Origin of the sequence: Hyphomicrobium sp. DY-1, assembly GCF_047497105.1 — a bacterium.
Taxonomy (GTDB): Bacteria; Pseudomonadota; Alphaproteobacteria; order Rhizobiales; family Hyphomicrobiaceae; genus Hyphomicrobium_B.
On record NZ_CP134870.1, the window covers coordinates 223,783 to 243,204 of the forward strand.

The window sequence follows — 19,422 nt, forward strand, 5'->3', positions numbered from 1 at the left end:
AGGCCCGCGGCTGTTACTCTGCGATTTTTGTTGTGCTCAACAGCGTTTTTGATGAAAATCTGCGAAAATGGCGGGATAGGCGCAGAAAAATGGCTGAAGTTCCTTTGGATGCGCTGGATAAGGCCATCTTGGCGGCCCTTCTGGTTGACGGCCGTCAGAGCCAAGTCGACCTCGCTGAGCGTGTTCCTCTATCGCCGACGGCCATCGCGCGGCGGATCAAGACGCTCGAACAGTCCGGAGTGATCGACGGCTACCAGGCGCGGGTCAACCGCAAGGCCCTGGGGCTCAGCATGATGGCCGTGGTCCAGATCAGCCTCGAAAGCCAAAGCCAGGAACTGCTGGAGGCCTTCGAGAAGGCAGCCGCGGCGGCGCCCTCGATCGTGTCCTGCTACATGATGTCGGGGCAGGACGATTATCTCATCACGGTGCTGGCGCGCGATCTAGCGGATTTCGAACGCATCCATAAGGAGCAGCTCTCACGGCTGCCGGGCGTGTCGCGGCTGCACTCGAGCTTTGTACTGCGCGAAGTCGCGAGCCGCTCGCTGCCGGTGTCCAGCCTGCTGCGCTGAGAAGATCCAGCGTGAGATGCGCCGATGGCCCAATATTGCAAAGTAATTTTTGTGCCTGATCCCCGCCTTCGACACGCCTATGGCGTGCTCGGCCGAGGACGAAGCAATTAGATCAAGGCGCGAGCGCTGCAGCGGAGGCGGCATTGGGGGCGTCGCCGTCGTCACGTTCGTAGCCGGACTTCAGCGCCGAGCCGTCGCGGCCGTAAATGTCCTGGCGGAATTGCACCTCGCCGGTCGAGGGCTCGGCCCAGGCCGTGATGTAGACGAAGTGAACCGGCACGGGACGCGTCAGCTTCAGCTCCATCGGCTGGCCGAGGGCGAGCTGCTTGCGGACACTGCCCGGCTCGCCCCAGCCCGGCTCGTTGTGCGCGATCCAATCCGCCAGATCGACGACATTCTGCACGCGCACGCACCCAGCGCTGAACGGACGGCTGCGCTGGTCGAACAGCGTCTTCATCGGCGTATCGTGCATGTAGACGCCGTACTGGTTCGTCATATCGAGACGCAGCAGACCGAGAGCGTTCTTCGCGCCGGGGTCTTGCCGGAAGCGATACGTTGCCGTCTGCGGCGACGACCAATCGACGGTCTTCGGATCAAGCTCTTGGCCATTACCCGTATAGACGCGGATGCCTTCATCGGAGAGGTAGCCCGGCTCTTTCTTGAGGCGCGGAATAAGGTCCAGCGTCGCGATGCTCTGCGGCACGTGCCAGTATGGATAGAAATTGATGTTCCGGATCATCGCCGCAACTTCGGGGGTTTCGCGCTCGGGGCGGCCGACAATGGTGCGGAAACGCAGCTGCACCTCGAACTTGTCGACGGCCTCAGCCTGGAACGCCGGGATGTTGACGAGGACGTAGCGCTCCTCGACGTTCTGCATCAGGCCCTTGATGCGATCGTAGTTGAGCTTCAGCTCAGCGAGGCGCTGCTCGGCCGTGATGTTCAAAACCGGATAGACGGAGCGCTCGATGCGACCCGTTTCGCGCAAGCCGTTGCGCTTCTGAAAATGCTTCACGGCATCGGTCAGCTCGGAATCGAACGTCGTCGAGTCGTAATAGGTACTTTTGCTGGAGAGATCGCCAGTGATGCGAAGACGCTTGCGCAGGATAGGCACGCGGTCGTCGTCGTCGCCCTCGCGCATCATGCGGCCGGGTGGGACCAACGGCCAGCCGCCAGCGCTAACGATCTGCTGATAGTGTTCGATGGCCGCGGAAATCGCATTCAGCATCGTGTCGCTGCGCCAGGGCGTCGAGTCCGGCCGCAGGTCGTCGAGCCGCTGAGGCGCGCGGTCAATCGGTGCGCTGTTGGTGCTCGTGTCCGCGCCGTAGTTTCGCTGCAGCTGCTCCCATAGGCTTTGGGCGTGGCCGGTCGTCACGAAGCTTGGGACGAATTGGGCGAACGCAACGACGGCGCCAAGCACCGCAGCTCTGACAACAGAAGTCCCAAACCGCGTTGTCGAAATCAAATCTTCCATCCCCGCTTGCCCGGCTACCTCGTTCGACGCGCACCAATAGATAATACGCACCCGGTCGGCTTGCAGCCGCACACCGCCCTCAAACGCCGCCGTCGTGCTATTTCAGCCACTTACCTGTCATCACGCATATGGCCAAACAGTGACGCGTTTCCAAGCCGTTTCCGTCTCGATCTCGCTGCGAAAGCCGATGCGATGTGGCATACATGCCGCGCGGAAGCGGTCCGAGTGTTGCTATCGCGCCGACCGGGAAAAATGGTCGTATCCAAACCGCTCAATCGCCATCGGGGTTCCGTCCGCATCGACGACCTGCAGCGAAATGTTCGCGTCGAGTGCACCAAGGTCACTCACGGCGATGCCTGCGGCTTGCGCCGCATTTCTGAAGTCCGCGATCGCCGCCGGGGCTACCGCGACCAGCAATTCGTAATCGTCGCCACCGCCAAGGATCGTTTCAGCGAGGGCCGGATCATGTGCCCGCGCCGAGGCTGCGGCCTTAGACAAAGGTATGAGATCGAAATGAAGCCTCAACCCCAGGCCGCCCGCAAGCCGGGTGAGATCCTTCATCAGGCCATCCGAGATATCGAGCGCGGCGGATGCGTGGGTGCGCAGCGCTTCGCCGAGCGCCAGCCGCGGCGTCGGGCGCAAGTAGCGGTCTTCGAGAAAGGCGCGCTCAACGGACGTCAGGTGCGGGAACGCCGAGGGATCGGCATGAACGCGCAGACCCAGCGCGGAATCCCCGATTGTACCAGTGACGAACACGTGGTCGCCCGATGCCGCGCCCTGGCGACGAACGAATTTGCCCGTCGGCACCGCTCCGATGATCGTCACGCCAATCGAAAGCGGACCGGGCGTCATGTCGGTATCGCCGCCGATTAGATGGCAGCCGAAGCGATCTTGCGCGGCGTGCAGGCCATTCGCAAAGTTGCTTATCCATTCCCGCGTCGGCGGCTCGGGGAGCGCGAGGTTCAGCATGTAGGCAATGGGCTTCGCGCCCTTGGCGGCGAGATCGGAGGCGTTGACGGCGAGCGCCTTCCACGCAATGTCGGCAGGGTTGTCCGTCGGAACGAAGTGCACGCCCGCGATGATTGGATCACTCGTGAAGACGAGATCGGTTTCGGGCTCGGGCGCAATCAGCGCGGCGTCGTCGCGCAGTTCAAATGCGCCCGGCGCGCCGCGCGTCAGCGGTGCGAGGTAGGTCTGGATCAGATCGGTTTCGTTCGCGATCCGATCGCCTGAGGCAGACATTTTCGACGGCGCTGGCGGCATGCTCTCAACCCAACGCTTGGCTGCGGGCGAGACGTCTCAGGACGACGGCGTCACGCGCTTTGAAACGAATTCGTGGCCGCGAACGCGCCGCGCTAGTTTATCCAGGATGCCATTGACGACGCGTGGCTCTTCCTCGTCGAAGAAGGTATGCGCGACGTTGACATATTCGCTGATGGCGACGCGCGCGGGAACATCGCTGCGGTCCAGAATTTCCGCGACGCCCGCGCGGAGAATGGCGCGCAGGATCGAATCGACGCGTACGAGCCGCCAACCGGCTGCGAGCTGCTCGTCGATCATCGGATCAATCTCGCGCTGCCGACGGATCACCGCGCGCAAGATGTCAGCGAAGAAAACGCGATCTGCGGTCGCCAGCGTCTCGTTGCGATTGTCGCCTTCGAAGTGCTGCTCGATGAACTCAGCGATGACGTCGTTTACGTCCGTGCCCGCGACGTCCATCTGATAGAGTGCCTGGACAGCCGAAATGCGCGCAGCCGTGCGCGGCGTTATTTCTCCGACCTTTGGTTTGCCCTTGGCCGTCATACCTGCACGTCCCAGAATGCGCGTTTCGTCTCGATGAGGCGGAGGCACGCGCGCATGGCATCGCCGCCTTTGCCGTTGATGCCGCCTTCGGCGCGCGCCAGTGCCTGAGCGCGCGTTTCGACGGTGAGGATAGCATTGCCGACGGGAATGCACTGCTTCATCGCGACATCCATCAGCCAGTGATTGGCGTTGTTGCAGACGATGTCATAGTGGCCCGTTTCGCCTCGAATGACACAGCCCAAAGCGATGGCGCCGTCAAAGGTGGCGCGGCCGGCTGCGCGCGCTTCGGCGGCAGCAGCAAGCACCTGCGGAATTTCAAGCGCGCCCGGAACGGCAACCCGCTCGAACGTGACACCACGCTTGGCGCACTCGGCAATGGCGCCTTCGATCAGCAGATCGGCAATATCTTCATAGAAGCGCGCCTCGATCAGGAGGACGTGGGCGCGAATCTGGCCGGCGCCCTTGTCATCGTGCGGCGCTGCTGGCGTTTTCTGAACCATGGCTCGGGCTACTCGATTTTCCGTGTTCCGGTGACACGCAGCCCGAACGCCTCGAGGCCCACGTACACATGTTGCGGGGACGTCGTCAAAAGCACCATGTCCTTGACGCCGAGATCGGCAAGAATTTGCGAACCTATACCGATTTCAACCTGGCGGCGCTCCTTGCTCGCATCCGCCACCGCGCCCGGCGTCGACCGACGCGAAATCCATTCGGAAACGGACTTCGGACGAAGATCGCGGATCAAAACGATGACGCCACGGCCGTCAGCTTCGACGGCGCGCATCGCCTGCTCGATGGCGGTGCCATCTTCGCAATGCTGATCAATGCCGACGACGTCGGAGAGAACATTGACGGCATGCACACGCACGAGAACCGGGCCGCCCTTCGAGAGGTCGCCCTTGACGAGCGCCAAGTGTTCGCCTGGCTCGACCGTCGTATCGTAGACGACAAGATTGAAATCGCCTGCCGCCGTCGTCACCGGCGTCTGGGCGACGCGCTTGACGATGCGGTCATTCTTCAGGCGATAGGCGATGAGATCTTCGATCGAACCGATCTTCAGCCCATGGAACTGTGCGAAGGCTGTCAGGTCGGGAAGACGCGCCATCGTGCCGTTCTCGTTCATGATCTCACAGATCACGGCCGCCGGATTGAGCCCGGCAAGCTTGGCGAGATCGATCGAGGCTTCAGTATGGCCGGCTCGGACGAGAACGCCGCCTTCGCGCGCGATCAGCGGGAAGACGTGACCGGGCGAGACGATGTCGTTTGCCCCTTTCGTCGGATCAATGGCGGTCGCGATGGTGCGGGCGCGATCAAACGCTGAGATGCCCGTCGAGATGCCTTCGCGGGCTTCGATCGACGCGGTGAAAGCCGTGCGATTGCGCGAGCCGTTGTGGCGAACCATGTAATCGAGATTGAGCTCGGTCGCGCGCGTCTGCGTCAGCGATAGGCAGATCAGTCCACGGCCGTACTTGGCCATGAAGTTGATGGCATCGGGCGTCGCCATCTGCGCCGGGATGATGAGATCGCCTTCGTTCTCGCGATCTTCGGCATCGACGAGAATGACCATGCGGCCATTCTGCATGTCTTCGATGATCTCCTCGATCGACGACAGGACGCTGTCGCTGCGCACAGTCCGTAGGTTTGAAGGACCCGACATTAGGGGCGAAACTCCATCAGCCGCGCGACGTAGCGCGCGAAAACATCCACTTCCAGATTGACCAGATCGCCGGGGGTTTTCGCGCCCCAGGTCGTCACCGTCAAGGTATGCGGTATGAGATTGACGCCGAACCGGGTTTCCGCAACCTCATTGACGGTCAGCGAGGTTCCGTCCAACGCGACCGAACCCTTGGGCGCTATATAGCGGGAAAGATGCTCGGGCGCTTCCAAAAGAAAGCGTTTGCTGTCACCGTCCGGGGTAATTGAAATAATTTTGGCGACGCCGTCGACGTGCCCCGAGACGATATGCCCGCCAAGCTCGTCGCCCGCCCGGAGCGACCGTTCCAAATTGACGCGGCGGCCAGGCTGCCAGCTGTCGAGGGTGGTTTTGGCCAGAGTTTCATTCGAGACGTCGACGGTAAATTCGGCACCGGCCGAAATTGGTCTGATGTCCGTCGCCGTCAGGCAGACGCCGTTGCAGCAGATTGAAAGGCCTGTTTCTTCCGGCTTCAGGGGATAGGCCGTCCGCAGCGTAAAGCAGCCGCCAGAGCGCGCTATGACCTCGCCGACATCGGTGATCAATCCAGTAAACATGCGATCAGCGTCCTTCCCTATCTGCAAGGCGACGATAGCGCCACATCGTATCGGTGCCGATTGTCCGTCGTTCGACTGCGGTCATTCCAAGGTCTCCGACCCACCGCCGCATGGCCCTGTCGGCGGCAACGTCTGATGGGCTGCCCGCCATATAGAGCACGACCTCGTCCGCCAGCGCTGCATCCGCGAAGCCGCGCCAGATTCCCGGGCCGCCTTCGACCAGGAGGCGGGTGATGCCGCGCGCGACCAGCGCCTCCATGATCGATGGCAGCCATAACGTGTCGCCGACGACACCGACGTCGACGACCTCCGTGCCGCCGTCGGCGATGGCGCGTTTCTTCGCAGCGTCGCTTGCCGCCGACGTCATCAGCCAGACGGGAACGTCGCGGGCACTTTTGAAGAGCTTGGCTGCGAGCGGCAGATCGAGAGCGCGCGAAAGCACGACACGTACCGGCGAGCGATCCATGAGGCCCGGCAGGCGGCAGGTGAGTTCCGGATCGTCATCGCGCACGGTGGCGCTGCCGACGAGGATAGCGTCAAACTCCTTGCGCAGAAGCATGCCGTGACGGCGGGCGAGTTCGCCCGTGACCCAGACGGGCGCAGAGCCCGAGCCGCGCGCGATTTCGCCGTTGGCATCGAGCGCAAGTTTCAGAGTGACGAGCGGGCGGCGCTCGGTGATGCGGACGATGTGGCCGCGCGTGATCCAGCGGGCTTCCGACACACCGACGCCGCGCAAGACTTCGATGCCAGCATCGCGGAGACGATTGAGCCCCCGGCCCGCTACGCGCGGATCGGGATCTTCGATAGCGACGACGCAGCGTTTCAATCCAGCGGCAACAATGGCGTCGGCGCATGGCGCGGTACGGCCATAATGCGAGCATGGCTCCAGCGTCACATAAATCGTCGCGCCATGGGCTTTATCGCCGGCGAGCGCGATCGCCTGAGGTTCTGCGTGCGGGCGGCCGCCGCGCGCCGTCGTGCCGCGCGCGATCACTTCCCCGGTTTCTTCATTGACGATCACAGTGCCGACGGATGGATTAGGCGCAGTCGCACCAAGCCCGCGCTCGGCCATGCGCAGCGCAATCGCCATCATCTCGGCGTCGAACGCAGAACTTTTTCTTCGCGACATGTCGCTTAGTGCTTTTTCTCGGCGGCAAGCTCATCAAGCACGGGCGTGCCGAACCGTTCGTTAAGATCGAGCGGATCGTGGGTATCGCTCGCGAGTTCGCGTAGGACGGCGTGAAAATCCGCCGCATCGCGGAAGTCGCGATAGACGGAGGCGAAGCGGACATATGCGACCGGATCGAGGCCGCGCAAGGCTGCCATGACGAGTTCGCCGATCTCGGCCGAGGTAATTTCGGTTTCACCGGAGCTTTCGAGCTGGCGGACGAGGCCCGACACCAAGCGGTCGATGCGTTCGGGCTCGATGGGGCGCTTGCGCATCGCGACCGAGATCGACTTCGAGAGCTTGTCGCGATCGAACAGTACCTTGCGGCCGGAACGTTTGACAACCGTCAGCTCGCGCAACTGCACGCGCTCGAACGTCGTGAAGCGGCCGCCGCAATCGGAACAGATACGCCGACGCCTGATCGCGGAGTTCTCGTCCGACGGCCGACTATCCTTGACCTGGCTATCCTCGCTTCCACAGAAGGGACAGCGCATCCCGATTGCTCCTTAATTCAATACGTGCGTCGTATAGCACGGAGTGGCGCGTTATCCCTTACGGAAGCGCATTTGTGAACCAAATTCATATGGGTAAAAGAGTTCAGAGAACTCAAAGCTTCGATTGCCGGCTCTTAGGCCGATTCTGCTTTTTAAACTCCTCACGGGCCTTTTCGACTGCCTGGATATGCGTCTCAACCCACGAATCAAGCTTGCGCATCGCGTCGGCCAGAGAGAGGCCAAGCTCAGTCAGTTCGTATTCAACATGAGGAGGGACTTCCATGCGATCGATGCGTCGCACGAGCCCGTTGCTCTCAAGAGCACGCAAAGTTTGAGTCAGCATTTTTTGCGAGACACCCTCAACCAGCCGCATGAGTTCGCCGTTGCGCATTCGGCCGCGGCGTAACGCGGGCATGACGAGTAGCGTCCATTTGTCCGCCACGAGTTCAAGCAGGGCGCGCGACGGGCAAGCTTCCGCATAGATGTTCGCGGCGCGAGAACCCCGCTTTTCCGCATCGTCCTTCAACCTCTTGAATGGATCGGCGCCTGGCATGTTTGACCCATAGTTACCAAAAGGTGCGTACTTTACCGTCAGTTTCTAACCCGTATATGCGACCCGGGCAGATCGCAAGTGCGGAGAACGCTAAATGACCACTATCGCCGTCGTCTATCACTCTGGATATGGCCACACCGCCGTCGTCGCGGAGTACGTGGCCAAAGGTGTAGAAACCGTCGCGGGCGCCACAGCCCGGCTTTATAAAGCTGACGACCTTACCGCGTCCGAACAAGGGCCTTGGGACGAGCTTGCGAATGCAGACGCCATCGTGTTCGGCGCGCCGACGTACATGGGCTCGGCTTCCGCCGTCATGAAGCAGTTCATGGATGCTTCCTCGAAGGTTTGGTACACGCGGGGCTGGAAAGACAAGATCGCGGCCGGCTTTACGAATTCGGCGAGCTGGTCGGGTGATAAGCTGTCAACGCTCACCCAGTTGGCGGTTTTTGCCGGTCAGCACGGAATGGTCTGGGTCGGCACGGGCATGATGCCGGGTTACAATTCAACGACGACGACGCCCGAAGCCATTAATCGCCTGGGATCGTTTCTCGGCCTCATGACGCAAGCGAATGCCGACGAAGGCGCTGATAAAGCGCCGCCACAACAGGATAGGAAGACAGCGGAGCTCTTCGGGGCCCGCATCGCCGAAGCCGCCGCGCGCTGGAAGAAGGGCGCGTAAAGCCCCGATCACTCAGCTTCGCAGACATGAAAAAAGGCCGTGGGGCGAGCGCCGCACGGCCTTTTTCATTACATCGCGCTTAAGCGTAGATCGGGAAACGGGTGCAGAGTTCCGTCGCCTTGGCCTTCACGGCCTCTTCGACAGCTGCGTTGCCTTCTTCGCCGTTCTTCGACAGACCATCGAGAACTTCCGAGATCAGGCGGCCGATCTCCTGGAACTCCGCGACGCCGAAGCCGCGCGTGGTGCCGGCAGGCGAACCCAGACGGATGCCCGACGTGACCATCGGCTTCTCTGGGTCGAACGGAATGCCGTTCTTGTTGCAGGTGATGTGCGCGCGGCCGAGCGACTTCTCGGCCTTGTTGCCCGTGATCTTCTTCGGACGAAGGTCGACGAGGATCAGGTGCGTGTCGGTGCCGCCCGAGACGAGCGCGAAGCCGTTCTGCACCATGACTTCACCAAGAGCCTTGGCGTTGTCCATGACGTTCTTGATGTAGACCTTGTAGTCCGGGCGCAGCGCCTCACCGAAAGCGACGGCCTTCGCAGCGATGACGTGCATCAGCGGGCCACCCTGGATGCCAGGGAAGATCGCCGAGTTGATCTTCTTCGCGATATCTTCGTCGTTCGTCAGGATCATGCCGCCACGCGGGCCGCGCAGCGTCTTGTGCGTCGTCGTCGTGACAACGTGAGCGTGCGGGAACGGGCTCGGGATCAGGCCAGCGGCGACGAGACCGGCGAAGTGGGCCATATCGACGAGGAACGTCGCGCCGACTTCATCGGCAATCGCACGGAACGCTGCGAAGTCGATCTTGCGCGGATAGGCCGAACCGCCGGCGATGATGATGCGCGGCTTGTGCTCGTGGGCAAGCTTCTTCACCTCGTCCATGTCGATGAGGTGCGTGTCGGGCTTCACCATGTAATGGATGGCGTTGAACCACTTGCCCGACTGGTTGACGGGTGCGCCGTGCGTCAAGTGTCCGCCGGCAGCGAGCGACAGGCCGAGGATCGTGTCGCCCGGCTTCGCCAGCGCGTTGAAGACGCCCTGGTTGGCCTGCGAGCCCGAATTCGGCTGAACGTTGGCAAAACCGCAGTTGAACAGCTTCTTGGCGCGGTCGATCGCGAGCTCTTCGGCGATATCGACGTATTGGCAGCCGCCGTAGTAGCGCTTGCCCGGATAGCCTTCGGCGTACTTGTTCGTCAGAACGGAACCTGCAGCATCGAGCACAGCCTGAGACACGATGTTCTCAGATGCGATCAGCTCGATTTCGTGCTGCTGACGTCCGAATTCCTTCTGGATGGCGGAGAAGACCTCGGGATCGGTCTCCGAGAGGTGCGCCTTGAAGAAGCGCGACGTCTGCGAGTTTGCTGCGGCCGGTGCAGTCGACATTGAGCTTTCCCCTGATTTTGGAAATGTTTTTGTAGCGCTGGCGGGGACCGTTAAGTCAAGCCCGGCCGGACGCGGGTTCAACCATAGTAAGGGCTCAGGCGCCAGGGCTCAACACCCCACCCGGGCGCGTAATATCGGCGCGGATGGGGCTTTTGGCTCAAAGGGGTAGTCAGGTCCTGCTCGGCGAACCCGCCCTATTCGGCGGCTTCGGCGAGGCTTTCCATCAGCGCCAGCGGGCACTGGCACCACAGCTCGGACAGGGCGTTAACGAGGTGATCCATGTCGGCATCGGTGTGATGCGGAGACGGCGTCAGGCGCAATCGCTCCGTGCCGCGCGGCACGGTTGGGTAGTTGATCGGCTGGACGTAGATGCCGTAGCGATCAAGGAGAACGTCCGTCAGCGCCTTGCAGCGCACCGGATCGGCGACGAGCACCGGCACGATGTGGCTCGGTCCCTGGATGACCGGAAGGTCGGCGGCAGCGAGCTTGCGCTTCAACGTGCGGGCACGTTCCTGGTGCGCTTCGCGCTCAGTGCTGCTCGACTTCAGGTGACGGATTGAAGCAACTGCACCAGCAGCGATAGCCGGCGCCAGGGACGTCGTGAAGATGAAGCCCGGCGCATATGAACGGATGGCGTCGCAGATGGTTTTCGAGGCAGCGATGTAGCCGCCCATGACACCGAAGCCCTTGGCCAATGTGCCGTTGATGATGTCGACGCGGTGCATGACGCCGTCACGTTCGGCGACGCCGCCGCCACGCGGACCATAGAGGCCGACGGCATGCACTTCGTCGAGATACGTCAGGGCGTTATATTTCTTTGCCAGATCGCAGACGGCGCCGATCATGGCGACGTGGCCGTCCATCGAATAGACGCTCTCGAAAGCGATGATCTTCGGCGTCTCACGCGGCACCGTTTTGAGTTTGGCTTCGAGATCGGCGAGATCGTTATGGAGGAAGATCTGCTTCGGTCCGCGGCCATTGCGAATGCCGGCGATCATCGAAGCGTGGTTCTTTTCATCCGAGAAAATCACGCAGCCTGGAAAGAGCGTGGCCAGCGTCGACAGGGCCGCTTCATTGGCAACGAAGGCCGAGGTGAAGACGAGAGCGGCTTCCTTGCCGTGGAGGTCGGAGAGTTCGTTTTCAAGTTCGACGTGATAGTGGGTCGTGCCGGCGATGTTTCGCGTCCCGCCCGAACCGGCACCAACGAGGTCGATCGCTTCGTGCATGGCGGCGAGCACTTTGGGGTGCTGGCCCATGCCGAGATAGTCGTTCGAGCACCATACGGTAATGGGCTTGGCAGCCTCGCCCTTGATCACTTCGGCTTTGGGAAAGGAACCTCGGCGGCGCTTCAGGTCGGCGAAGACGCGATAGCGGCCTTCTTTCTTGACGGCATCGAGGGCATCGGAGAGCTTCTGCTCGTAATTCATCTTCTGGTTTCCGCTCCCAAAAGCACGACGTTCATTTTATTTTTCAGCCTTTATGGCCCCGGAGGGCACAAAGAACCAGTGCCGTTTCGTCGCGCAGTTGCATGAAATTTTGGTCAGGTTCAAGGACTTTCTTCAACACCCAACGCTCCTGCCCAGAACCTTTGCAATTATTCTAAAGCACCACAACCAACCTTGAGGCGCATCAAACCATACCGAGGTATGTAGACCGTTCTCTGAACTAATATGAGGCAGCGATCTCGCCGACGCCGTCCTTTTGATAGATGTCGCGGCGGAACTGGACGACCCCGTCGGCCGTGGCCCAGGCGCTAATGTAAACAAACAGCAGCTGAACGGGTTTTTTCAGCCGGACGTCCATCGGCTTGCCTGATTCTTTCATTTGCTCGATCCGGTCGGCATTCCAGCCGTTTTGTCCGGCAAGCAACCACGTCGCCAGATTTTCGATGTTGTGAACCCTGATGCAACCCGAGCTTTCGGATCGGAAATTTCGCCCGAAAATGCGGTCGGACGGGGTGTCGTGCATGTAAACCGAGTGGGCGCTGTTGAAATTGATCTTAAGGAACCCGAGCGGGTTCTCCTTGCCGGGCTTCTGGCTATAGCGGTAGGTGCCGGGCTTGACCTTGTCCCAGTCGATTTTCGCCGGATCGACTTTCTTACCGCTGCCGTCGTAGGCATCGATGCCGAATTTCACCAGGACGTTCTGCCCCTTCTTCTGCATCTGCTGACCGCGCGGAATCAGATCCTCAGCGATGACCGTCGGCGGCAGGCGCCAGGTCGGATTGAAGCTCAGATCGGTGATCGGCGTGCGCAGCAACGGCGTCGGGCGATCTTCCTTGCCGACGACGCCTGCATAGCGGGCAACGATCTGTCCGTTCTCGACGGCTTCGATTTGGGCGGCAGGAATGTTCACGACGACGTACTTCTTCTGCGTCGTCGGGATGACTTCCTGGAGGCGCGCCAGATTGGCCTTCAATTGCTTTAGGCGTACGTCGGCAGGCACGTTCAGCGCCATGATCGTGCGCTTGTCGGCGATGCCGGTCGGGGTCAACCCGTTCGACGCCTGGAACCGCTTCAGCGCCTTGTCGACCTCGTAATCGAAATAGGTCGAAGTTGTATTGCCGCTCCGCAAATCGCGAGACGCTGCAAGGCGTGCCCGGAGAAGCGCGACGCTTGGATCGGTCGTGCCATACTGCAGCAGGCTATCGCGCGGCGTCTTGTTCGGCGGCACCGGAAGCTGCGGCCAGCCGCCCCGGCTGACGATCATCAGATACTCACGGACGGCCATCTTCGTCGCTTCGATGTTCGCTTTCGCGAGCGTGGCGAAGCCCTTCGGCGGGTTGGCTTCCCACTCGCGGACGAAATCGGGGTCGGTCGGATTGGTCGAGAGCGAGGAACCCGGCGCGTCGTTTCCGGTCGGGCCGAAATTGATCCAGCCGAAGCTCTGGGCGGCGGCACTTCCCATGCCGGTCCATGCGGCGGCGGAAAGCGTCACGAAACCGATACCGACCAGCAGTGGCGCGATTCTGCGGGCGGTTGAGCCCGCCCTGGCAAATGTCGATCGCCCGATATGCACGTCGTCCCCCTGCCCCTCGCCTTGGCGGCTTTTCTCAGGGACAGTCTAACCGAATAACTGCAAACGAAAAAGGACCGCTCCGGATTTAAGGAACGGCCCATTTTATGCTGCGGGACAACAGCATGGCAAACCCGGGGAGTGGCGCAATCGTCCGTATTACAGGCGGTAGCGGATCTGATCAGACCAGAAACGTTCCAGGCGAACCAGCGCCTTATTCAGGCTCTTGACGTCATCGCCCGACACTTCGCCGACGGTTTGAACGGAGCCGAGTTGGCGAAGATATAGCTTGCTGACGACGTCGCGGGCCTCGTGGCCTTTGTCGGTGAGGCTGACACGCACCGAGCGGCGATCGGTATCCGACCGCTTGTAGTGAATGTAGCCCATATCGACGAGCTTCTTCAAATTGTAGGAGACGTTCGAGCCGAGGTAATAGCCGCGCGTCTTCAATTCGCCCGCGGTCAATTCGCTCTCACCGATGTTATAGAGCAGCAGCGCTTGCACGCTGTTGAGTTCGGCGCCGCCACGACGATCGAATTCGTCTTTGATGACGTCGAGCAAAAGCCGATGAAGGCGTTCGATCAGGCGCAATGCCTGGAGATATTCACCACGGAAGCCTTCTTCTTGAATCGGCGCGCGGTGACGTGCCACTTCATACGCTAAACTCATTACCCTGCCTCACATGTTTTTGACGCCACCCGGTTTGCCCCGGGTTTTGACAAATAGATAATGGGAAGGACTGAATTTCGCCTAAATAGATATAGTAAAAGAATAGTGACAGGCCCTATTTCCAAGGGTTTTTTAACCAGTCAGCAACATGAAATTTGTTTGTGGTGATTTTCGCGTTAATTGCGCAACGATAATTGGATGCAATACGCCATCGCAAATCAGACGCGCGCGGCCTGCATTTCCACGCGACTCGGCAGTTCGAGATCGCCTTCCGGCAGCGGCTTGAAATAACCTTCGACGATGTCGGCTGCAACATCTTCGTAACGCGCCGGCTGCCAGACGGGCTTGCCATCTTTATCGCGTAGCAGAGCGCGCACGCCTTCGTGGAAATCGTGACTTTCAAGGCAGCGCACCGCGAGACGATAATCTTCAATCAGCGTATCGCGAATATCGAAACGAAGCGCATTCTGAATATGGCGCAGCGTTATCGCCAATGAAATCGGAGAGCACTTCCTCAACCCAGAGAGCGTGCGTTGCGCCCATTCCGAGCCTTTCGCCTCGGCCCTTTCGAGCGAGCGAAAAATTCCGTCCAGTGTCGGCTCGGAGAAATGCTCATTGATATGGCCGCGCTCTTTCTGCAGATCGCCCGGCACTTGCGGCTGGTTCAGATCATCGAGAAGCGGATCGACGGGCAGGGCGTCTGCGAGCTTGGCGCGAATATCTTCGAAATGCGAGGACGATATGCAGTGCGTGACGAGCCTCAGCCATTGCGCATCGGCGCGGCCGATCGAGCGCCCCGTCAGGCCGAGATAGAGACCGATCGGCCATGGCATTTTCGCCAGAACGCGCGCAATCCCAACATCGGGAAAAAGTCCGATCTTCGTCTCAGGCATTGCCCATTTGAAGTTTTCACCGGCGACGCGGTGCGTATTGAACGCCGAAAGTCCCGCGCCCGAGCCCATGCACAGCCCGTCGATGAAAGAGACGGTCGGCTTGGAGAAGCATTCAAGCAACCAGTTCAGCGAATATTCGTCTCGCATGTAGCTTTTTGCCGTCGCGATATCGCTTTTCGCGGCGGCGGAAAGCGCCACAACATCGCCGCCGGCGCAAAATGCTTTCGGACTGCTCGACACGAGCGCAACGATGTAAACGTCGGGATTTCTCGCAACACGCGGAATGGCCGAAAGCAACACACGGCACATCTCATTGTCGAGAGCATTGAGGGACGAGGGCCGATCAAGCGTGAACGTCTGCAACGCCTGTGTTTGGGCGGCGACGATTTTCTCAGCCTGCATCGGTGTGGCCGTGTTGATGGCGATCTTAGGTTCGTTCACTGCCTGCTCGATCGTAGACGTGCTTTGATTCCAATCGTTATGCTATGCCCCGTTTCCACCGGGCTCGCTAGTTTTTGCGGCGATAAAGCACAATCGGTCACAAGGCTCACGGAATTTGTCCAGAACTTGTAACTGCCGTGCAACGCCAATGACTTGGCCGCGGACGCAAACTCTGCGATGATCATAATTGCGTGACTGCGCGGGCATGCGTCGCGCCCTGACCTTGGCATCGGCTTTCGAAATCTCGCCCGCGTTGAAATACCAGGCCGCATACAGACAATCATGATGACAGCATACGAGCGCAATTCGGCCAAACGAACGTATTGGCGCGCCGTCGTGGCTGCTGCCGCGTGCGCATCCGCTGCGATCGGCTTTGTTGCTGCAGATGCGGACGCGACAACCACCAAGAAACATCATAAGCCCACGCAGCAAACGGCCGCGCCGAAAACAAACGCTGCGGCGGCTTCGACGGCTGCCGATCCGGCCAATGCGACGCCTTCCGCCACCAATCCCGCCAAGGCCGACGCGCAAGCCGCAGCGAAACCTGCCGACACCTGGTCGGAAACGGAAATTGCCGACGCCCGCGCGCATTGCGCCGTTATCCTGCAGCGCATTCATGCCGTAGCGCTCCCGCACGCGCCCATCCGCGACGGCGCTTGCGGGGCTCCCGCGCCGGTCGAACTCATCAGCATCGGACAAAGTCCGGAGGTCGCGCTGTCGCCGCCCGCGATTGTGCGCTGCGATCTCGTCGAGCAGCTCGCGAATTGGTTCGAAAACGACGTGCAGCCCCTGGCGCGCAAGCATCTAAAATCGGCGATCGTCCGAATCGAGACGATGAGTTCTTATTCCTGCCGCAACGCCTATGGCCGCAAGTCGACGAAGCTCAGCGAACACGCGCTTGCAAACGCCATCGACATCGGCGGTTTCGTTACCAGATCCGCGAAGACGGCCGAGGTGCTCGACGACTGGGGCATGCCGCAGCGCGAGATTGCCGCTGAAGCTGCGGCTCGGAAGAAGGCTGCGGAAGACGCGGCCGCCAAGACTGCGCAAACGAACGTGGCCAGCAATCCGGCGCAAGGGGCGTTGCCGTCCATCGTGCCATCGACTGCGGGCGCGGCGGCGGCGGGGCTCGTGCGTTCGACCATCATCGAAGGCGTGTCAAATGTCGTGGTCACGTCGTCGTGGGCATCGGCCACGGATGTGAACCGGCTCGGCGGACCGGGCCCGGAAACAGCGACGCCCAAGGCGGCGTTTCCTGTCGGCCTCAGAAACCCCCCGCCGGAAATGCAGGCCTTCCTGCGGGAGGCGCACGCGTCGGCCTGCCGGACGTTCGGCACGACGCTTGGACCGGAAGCGAATGCCGCGCACCGGAACCATTTTCACATCGACATGGCCCAGCGGAAGTTCGGCAAGATCTGCGATTAGGACCGACCGCCCTCTCTAGGCCAGGGGATGAGGGAACGAGCGCGGCGCCTGCGGATATCTGACCTGCGTAACGCGGCTTGCGCGGAAGCCCGGCACGTGTCCATTGTCCCCGCGGTTCCGCCATCTCAGGAACGGATCGACACGTCAGCAGGACTTTTCCCATGTCTTCTCGCATGCGCCCCACGTCTTCCGCCGCCAATGCAGGCACGCCGCCCGACTCTCTTTCCGGCGGATTTCCGGCAATTCGCATGCGTCGGAACCGGAAAAGTCCGTGGTCGCGCCGCCTCGTTGCCGAGCATCTGCTTTCGCCGAACGATCTGATCTGGCCACTGTTCGTCGTCGATGGCGAAGCCCAGCGCATTCCGGTGGCGTCGATGCCGGGCGTCGAACGGTTGAGCGTCGATCTGATCGTCGAGGCGGCGAAGGAAGCTGAAGCGCTCGGGATTCCGGCTCTCGCCCTCTTCCCGTTTACCGACCCCAAGAAGCGTAGCGAGAGCGCCGAGGAAGCGTTCAATCCCGACAATCTCGTTTGCCGGGCGACGCGCGCGATCAAGGCTGCGAAGCTCGACATCGGCGTTATTCTCGACGTGGCGCTGGACCCCTATACGAGCCACGGGCATGACGGGCTGATCGTCGGCGGCGAGATCGTGAACGACGAGACGACGGCCGCGCTCGTCAAGCAATCGATGGTGCAGGCCGAAGCAGGCGCCGACGTTCTGGCCCCTTCGGACATGATGGACGGGCGCATCGGCATCATTCGCGCCGCACTTGAGACGGCGGGATTCAAGAACACGCAGATCATGTCGTATGCCGCGAAGTATGCGAGCGCATTCTATGGGCCTTTCCGCGATGCGGTCGGCTCGACGGGTCTGCTCAAGGGCGACAAGCGCACGTATCAGATGGACCCGGCGAACACCGAGGAAGCGCTGCGCGAGGTTGCGCTCGATCTCGACGAAGGCGCCGACATGATTATGGTGAAGCCCGGCATGCCCTATCTCGACATCGTGCAACGGGTTTCGAGCGAATTCGGCGTGCCGACGTTCGCGTATCAGGTGTCGGGCGAGTATGCGATGCTGGCGGGAGCGTTCGAGCGCGGCTGGCTCGATGCCGACAAGACGATGGTCGAGAGCCTGTTGGCCTTCAAACGCGCGGGCGCGTCCGGCGTGCTGACATACTTCGCGCCCAAAGTCGCGAAATTGCTGGCGGAGTAGCGGGCTCCGTCATTCTCGATCTGACGAGTTTGTGAGGCCCGCGCTCGGCCGAGATGGCGGTGAGAAGCTAGCGCCGAACGCGGCGGCGGAAATCCTGGTCGGGCGGGATCTGATCGGCAGGGGCGTTGCCGCCTGCGGCCGCGGCAGCACCAGCTTGGTTCGGATCGTCGGACGGCGCGACCGTACCAGCGTTCGGATTGTCCTCAGCGATGGTGCGGATCGGCTTCTCGCATTTTGTCAGCCAGACATCATATGTCGGATGCTCCAGACCGTAGATGCCGGGGCTTTCGGCAAACATCCAGCCGGTGAAAATACGTTTCTCGGAACCGTCGACCTGAGACTCATCGATCTCGACGAACGTGTCCGTCTTGGGCTCGTCGGTGGGCGGGCGCGAATAGCAGGCGCGCGGCGTGATCTTGAGCGCGCCGAACGTCGCCGTCTTGTTGAGTTCGACTTCGATCTTCGAGATGTGCGCCGTCACCTTATCGAGCGCTGAAAAGACGGCGACTTGATTCTCAATGCGATCGGCGGCTGCGGGCGGCGCGGTCAGGACGGCGAGCGTGCCAGACAGAAGCAGCGCCGACACGAACACGCCCGCACGGCGACAGACCTTCGTGCAGCGCCCGAAATCTAACAAGTCCGTCTGTCTCAACTGCAAAAATCCATTCCCCTGAGGCGCGCTACCGCGCCTCGCCGGATTGCCCGCCAAAGGGGGCGATATTTCGTTCTGCCGGATTAATCTCGATTAATTCGGCTTCCACGCCTTGTAGTCGCTGGTGGATGCCGCGCGCTGGCCGGTGCCCAGGATCGATCCCTTGGGGCGATAAGCCTTCGCCGTGCCCGTCATGTTCATCTGATGGGGCTTCTGCCAAGGGCGCGGGTGATAGCGCTCTTCGGTCGGCGGCGTATCGACAGTATAATGCAGCCAGCCGTGCCATTCGGGCGGCACCTGACTCGCTTCCGAGAGCTTGGGATAGATGACCCAACGCGCCGGGACGCCCAACGGGCCGACGCCGCTTCTCTGAATGAAGTAGCGATTCCCGAACTGGTCCTCGCCGACGAGCTTGCCTTTGCGCCACGTAAACAGGCGCGTGCCCCAGGTATTGCCGCCCCACCAGCAGAAAATCTCGCTGAATAAGCTCATCGTTTGGGCATCCTTTGCCGCTGCTACCCTGATCACGAATTAGCGGTTCTTCGGCGGTGATGTCCAGACGCCATTGAGCCGGTGCAGGCATGCAACATAGCTGACGCGGAATCGCACTAAGCTCGTCAGCAGCCGGATCGAAAAAACGGACGTAATTAAGTCCTGTCCACACCACCAACGGCCAAGATGACCGGTAAAACCCCAACGAATGCGCGGCAAATGCCAACTCCGGCCGGAAGTTGTTAACACCACT

Annotated in this window: 20 protein-coding genes; 4 read left to right on the forward strand and 16 right to left on the reverse strand. The window is 61.1% G+C overall.

Features of this window, described 5'->3' with window-relative positions; all coding sequences use genetic code 11:
- The first annotated feature begins 89 nt into the window (after positions 1-89).
- Entirely contained in the window at positions 90-569 is a 480-nt protein-coding gene (locus tag RLW41_RS01080) for an Lrp/AsnC family transcriptional regulator (RefSeq protein ID WP_414463148.1), read from the forward strand.
- 112 nt (positions 570-681) lie between these two features.
- Here RLW41_RS01080 and RLW41_RS01085 read toward each other — a convergent pair whose 3' ends face one another.
- The 9 genes from RLW41_RS01085 to RLW41_RS01125 all read right to left on the reverse strand — a co-directional run bounded on the left by RLW41_RS01085 (position 682) and on the right by RLW41_RS01125 (position 8,308).
- Entirely contained in the window at positions 682-2,040 is a 1,359-nt protein-coding gene (locus RLW41_RS01085) for a L,D-transpeptidase family protein (protein WP_414463149.1), read from the reverse strand.
- A gap of 231 nt (positions 2,041-2,271) precedes the next feature.
- The gene (thiL, locus tag RLW41_RS01090; protein ID WP_414463150.1) at positions 2,272-3,282 is read right to left on the reverse strand and encodes a thiamine-phosphate kinase; all 1,011 of its coding nucleotides are present in this window, start codon (positions 3,280-3,282) and stop codon (positions 2,272-2,274) included.
- Between the two features lie 57 nt (positions 3,283-3,339).
- Positions 3,340-3,843: a transcription antitermination factor NusB gene (gene nusB, locus RLW41_RS01095; RefSeq protein ID WP_013948384.1), complete on the reverse strand. Its 504-nt coding sequence runs from the start codon at positions 3,841-3,843 to the stop codon at positions 3,340-3,342.
- Positions 3,840-4,343, reverse strand: coding sequence for a 6,7-dimethyl-8-ribityllumazine synthase (ribH, locus tag RLW41_RS01100; RefSeq protein ID WP_013948385.1), 504 nt, complete (start codon positions 4,341-4,343; stop codon positions 3,840-3,842). Before ribH ends, nusB begins: the two co-directional genes overlap by 4 nt.
- Positions 4,344-4,351: 8 nt before the next feature.
- Complete coding sequence (ribB, locus tag RLW41_RS01105) at positions 4,352-5,500, reverse strand: 3,4-dihydroxy-2-butanone-4-phosphate synthase (RefSeq protein ID WP_409560502.1); 1,149 nt, start codon at positions 5,498-5,500, stop codon at positions 4,352-4,354.
- Positions 5,500-6,093 carry a riboflavin synthase gene (locus RLW41_RS01110; RefSeq protein ID WP_013948387.1) on the reverse strand — a complete coding sequence of 198 codons (594 nt, stop codon included), beginning with the start codon at positions 6,091-6,093 and terminating at the stop codon, positions 5,500-5,502. The genes ribB and RLW41_RS01110 overlap by 1 nt, the downstream gene beginning before the upstream one ends.
- Before the next feature lie 4 nt (positions 6,094-6,097).
- On the reverse strand, positions 6,098-7,222 hold the full coding sequence (gene ribD, locus RLW41_RS01115; RefSeq protein WP_414463151.1) for a bifunctional diaminohydroxyphosphoribosylaminopyrimidine deaminase/5-amino-6-(5-phosphoribosylamino)uracil reductase RibD: 1,125 nt from the start codon (positions 7,220-7,222) through the stop codon (positions 6,098-6,100).
- Positions 7,223-7,227: 5 nt separating this feature from the next.
- On the reverse strand, positions 7,228-7,755 hold the full coding sequence (nrdR, locus tag RLW41_RS01120) for a transcriptional regulator NrdR (protein ID WP_013948389.1): 528 nt from the start codon (positions 7,753-7,755) through the stop codon (positions 7,228-7,230).
- A gap of 112 nt (positions 7,756-7,867) precedes the next feature.
- The gene (locus tag RLW41_RS01125) at positions 7,868-8,308 is read right to left on the reverse strand and encodes a winged helix-turn-helix transcriptional regulator (RefSeq protein WP_414463152.1); all 441 of its coding nucleotides are present in this window, start codon (positions 8,306-8,308) and stop codon (positions 7,868-7,870) included.
- 94 nt (positions 8,309-8,402) lie between these two features.
- Between RLW41_RS01125 and RLW41_RS01130 the strand changes: the two genes are divergently transcribed.
- The gene (locus RLW41_RS01130) at positions 8,403-8,987 is read left to right on the forward strand and encodes a flavodoxin family protein (protein WP_409560505.1); all 585 of its coding nucleotides are present in this window, start codon (positions 8,403-8,405) and stop codon (positions 8,985-8,987) included.
- Between the two features lie 79 nt (positions 8,988-9,066).
- Here RLW41_RS01130 and glyA read toward each other — a convergent pair whose 3' ends face one another.
- The 5 genes from glyA to RLW41_RS01155 form a co-directional block, all read right to left on the reverse strand.
- Entirely contained in the window at positions 9,067-10,371 is a 1,305-nt protein-coding gene (glyA, locus tag RLW41_RS01135) for a serine hydroxymethyltransferase (RefSeq protein WP_414463153.1), read from the reverse strand.
- Positions 10,372-10,565: 194 nt separating this feature from the next.
- Positions 10,566-11,798, reverse strand: a complete 1,233-nt coding sequence (hemA, locus tag RLW41_RS01140) for a 5-aminolevulinate synthase (RefSeq protein ID WP_409560507.1) — start codon at positions 11,796-11,798, stop codon at positions 10,566-10,568.
- Between the two features lie 238 nt (positions 11,799-12,036).
- On the reverse strand, positions 12,037-13,389 hold the full coding sequence (locus RLW41_RS01145; RefSeq protein WP_414463154.1) for a L,D-transpeptidase family protein: 1,353 nt from the start codon (positions 13,387-13,389) through the stop codon (positions 12,037-12,039).
- 156 nt (positions 13,390-13,545) lie between these two features.
- Positions 13,546-14,055, reverse strand: coding sequence for a transcriptional regulator LdtR (gene ldtR / locus RLW41_RS01150; protein WP_414463155.1), 510 nt, complete (start codon positions 14,053-14,055; stop codon positions 13,546-13,548).
- A gap of 218 nt (positions 14,056-14,273) precedes the next feature.
- Positions 14,274-15,389 (reverse strand): enoyl-CoA hydratase/isomerase family protein, encoded by a 1,116-nt coding sequence (locus tag RLW41_RS01155; protein WP_414463156.1) that lies wholly within the window; start codon positions 15,387-15,389, stop codon positions 14,274-14,276.
- Between the two features lie 282 nt (positions 15,390-15,671).
- Between RLW41_RS01155 and RLW41_RS01160 the strand changes: the two genes are divergently transcribed.
- Positions 15,672-16,814, forward strand: coding sequence for an extensin family protein (locus tag RLW41_RS01160; protein WP_414463157.1), 1,143 nt, complete (start codon positions 15,672-15,674; stop codon positions 16,812-16,814).
- 161 nt (positions 16,815-16,975) lie between these two features.
- Positions 16,976-18,025, forward strand: coding sequence for a porphobilinogen synthase (gene hemB / locus RLW41_RS01165; RefSeq protein WP_414463158.1), 1,050 nt, complete (start codon positions 16,976-16,978; stop codon positions 18,023-18,025).
- Positions 18,026-18,092: 67 nt separating this feature from the next.
- Here hemB and RLW41_RS01170 read toward each other — a convergent pair whose 3' ends face one another.
- On the reverse strand, positions 18,093-18,677 hold the full coding sequence (locus tag RLW41_RS01170) for a DUF2155 domain-containing protein (RefSeq protein ID WP_414463159.1): 585 nt from the start codon (positions 18,675-18,677) through the stop codon (positions 18,093-18,095).
- Between the two features lie 93 nt (positions 18,678-18,770).
- Positions 18,771-19,169 (reverse strand): NADH:ubiquinone oxidoreductase subunit NDUFA12, encoded by a 399-nt coding sequence (locus RLW41_RS01175; protein WP_409560513.1) that lies wholly within the window; start codon positions 19,167-19,169, stop codon positions 18,771-18,773.
- Positions 19,170-19,422 lie beyond the last annotated feature (253 nt).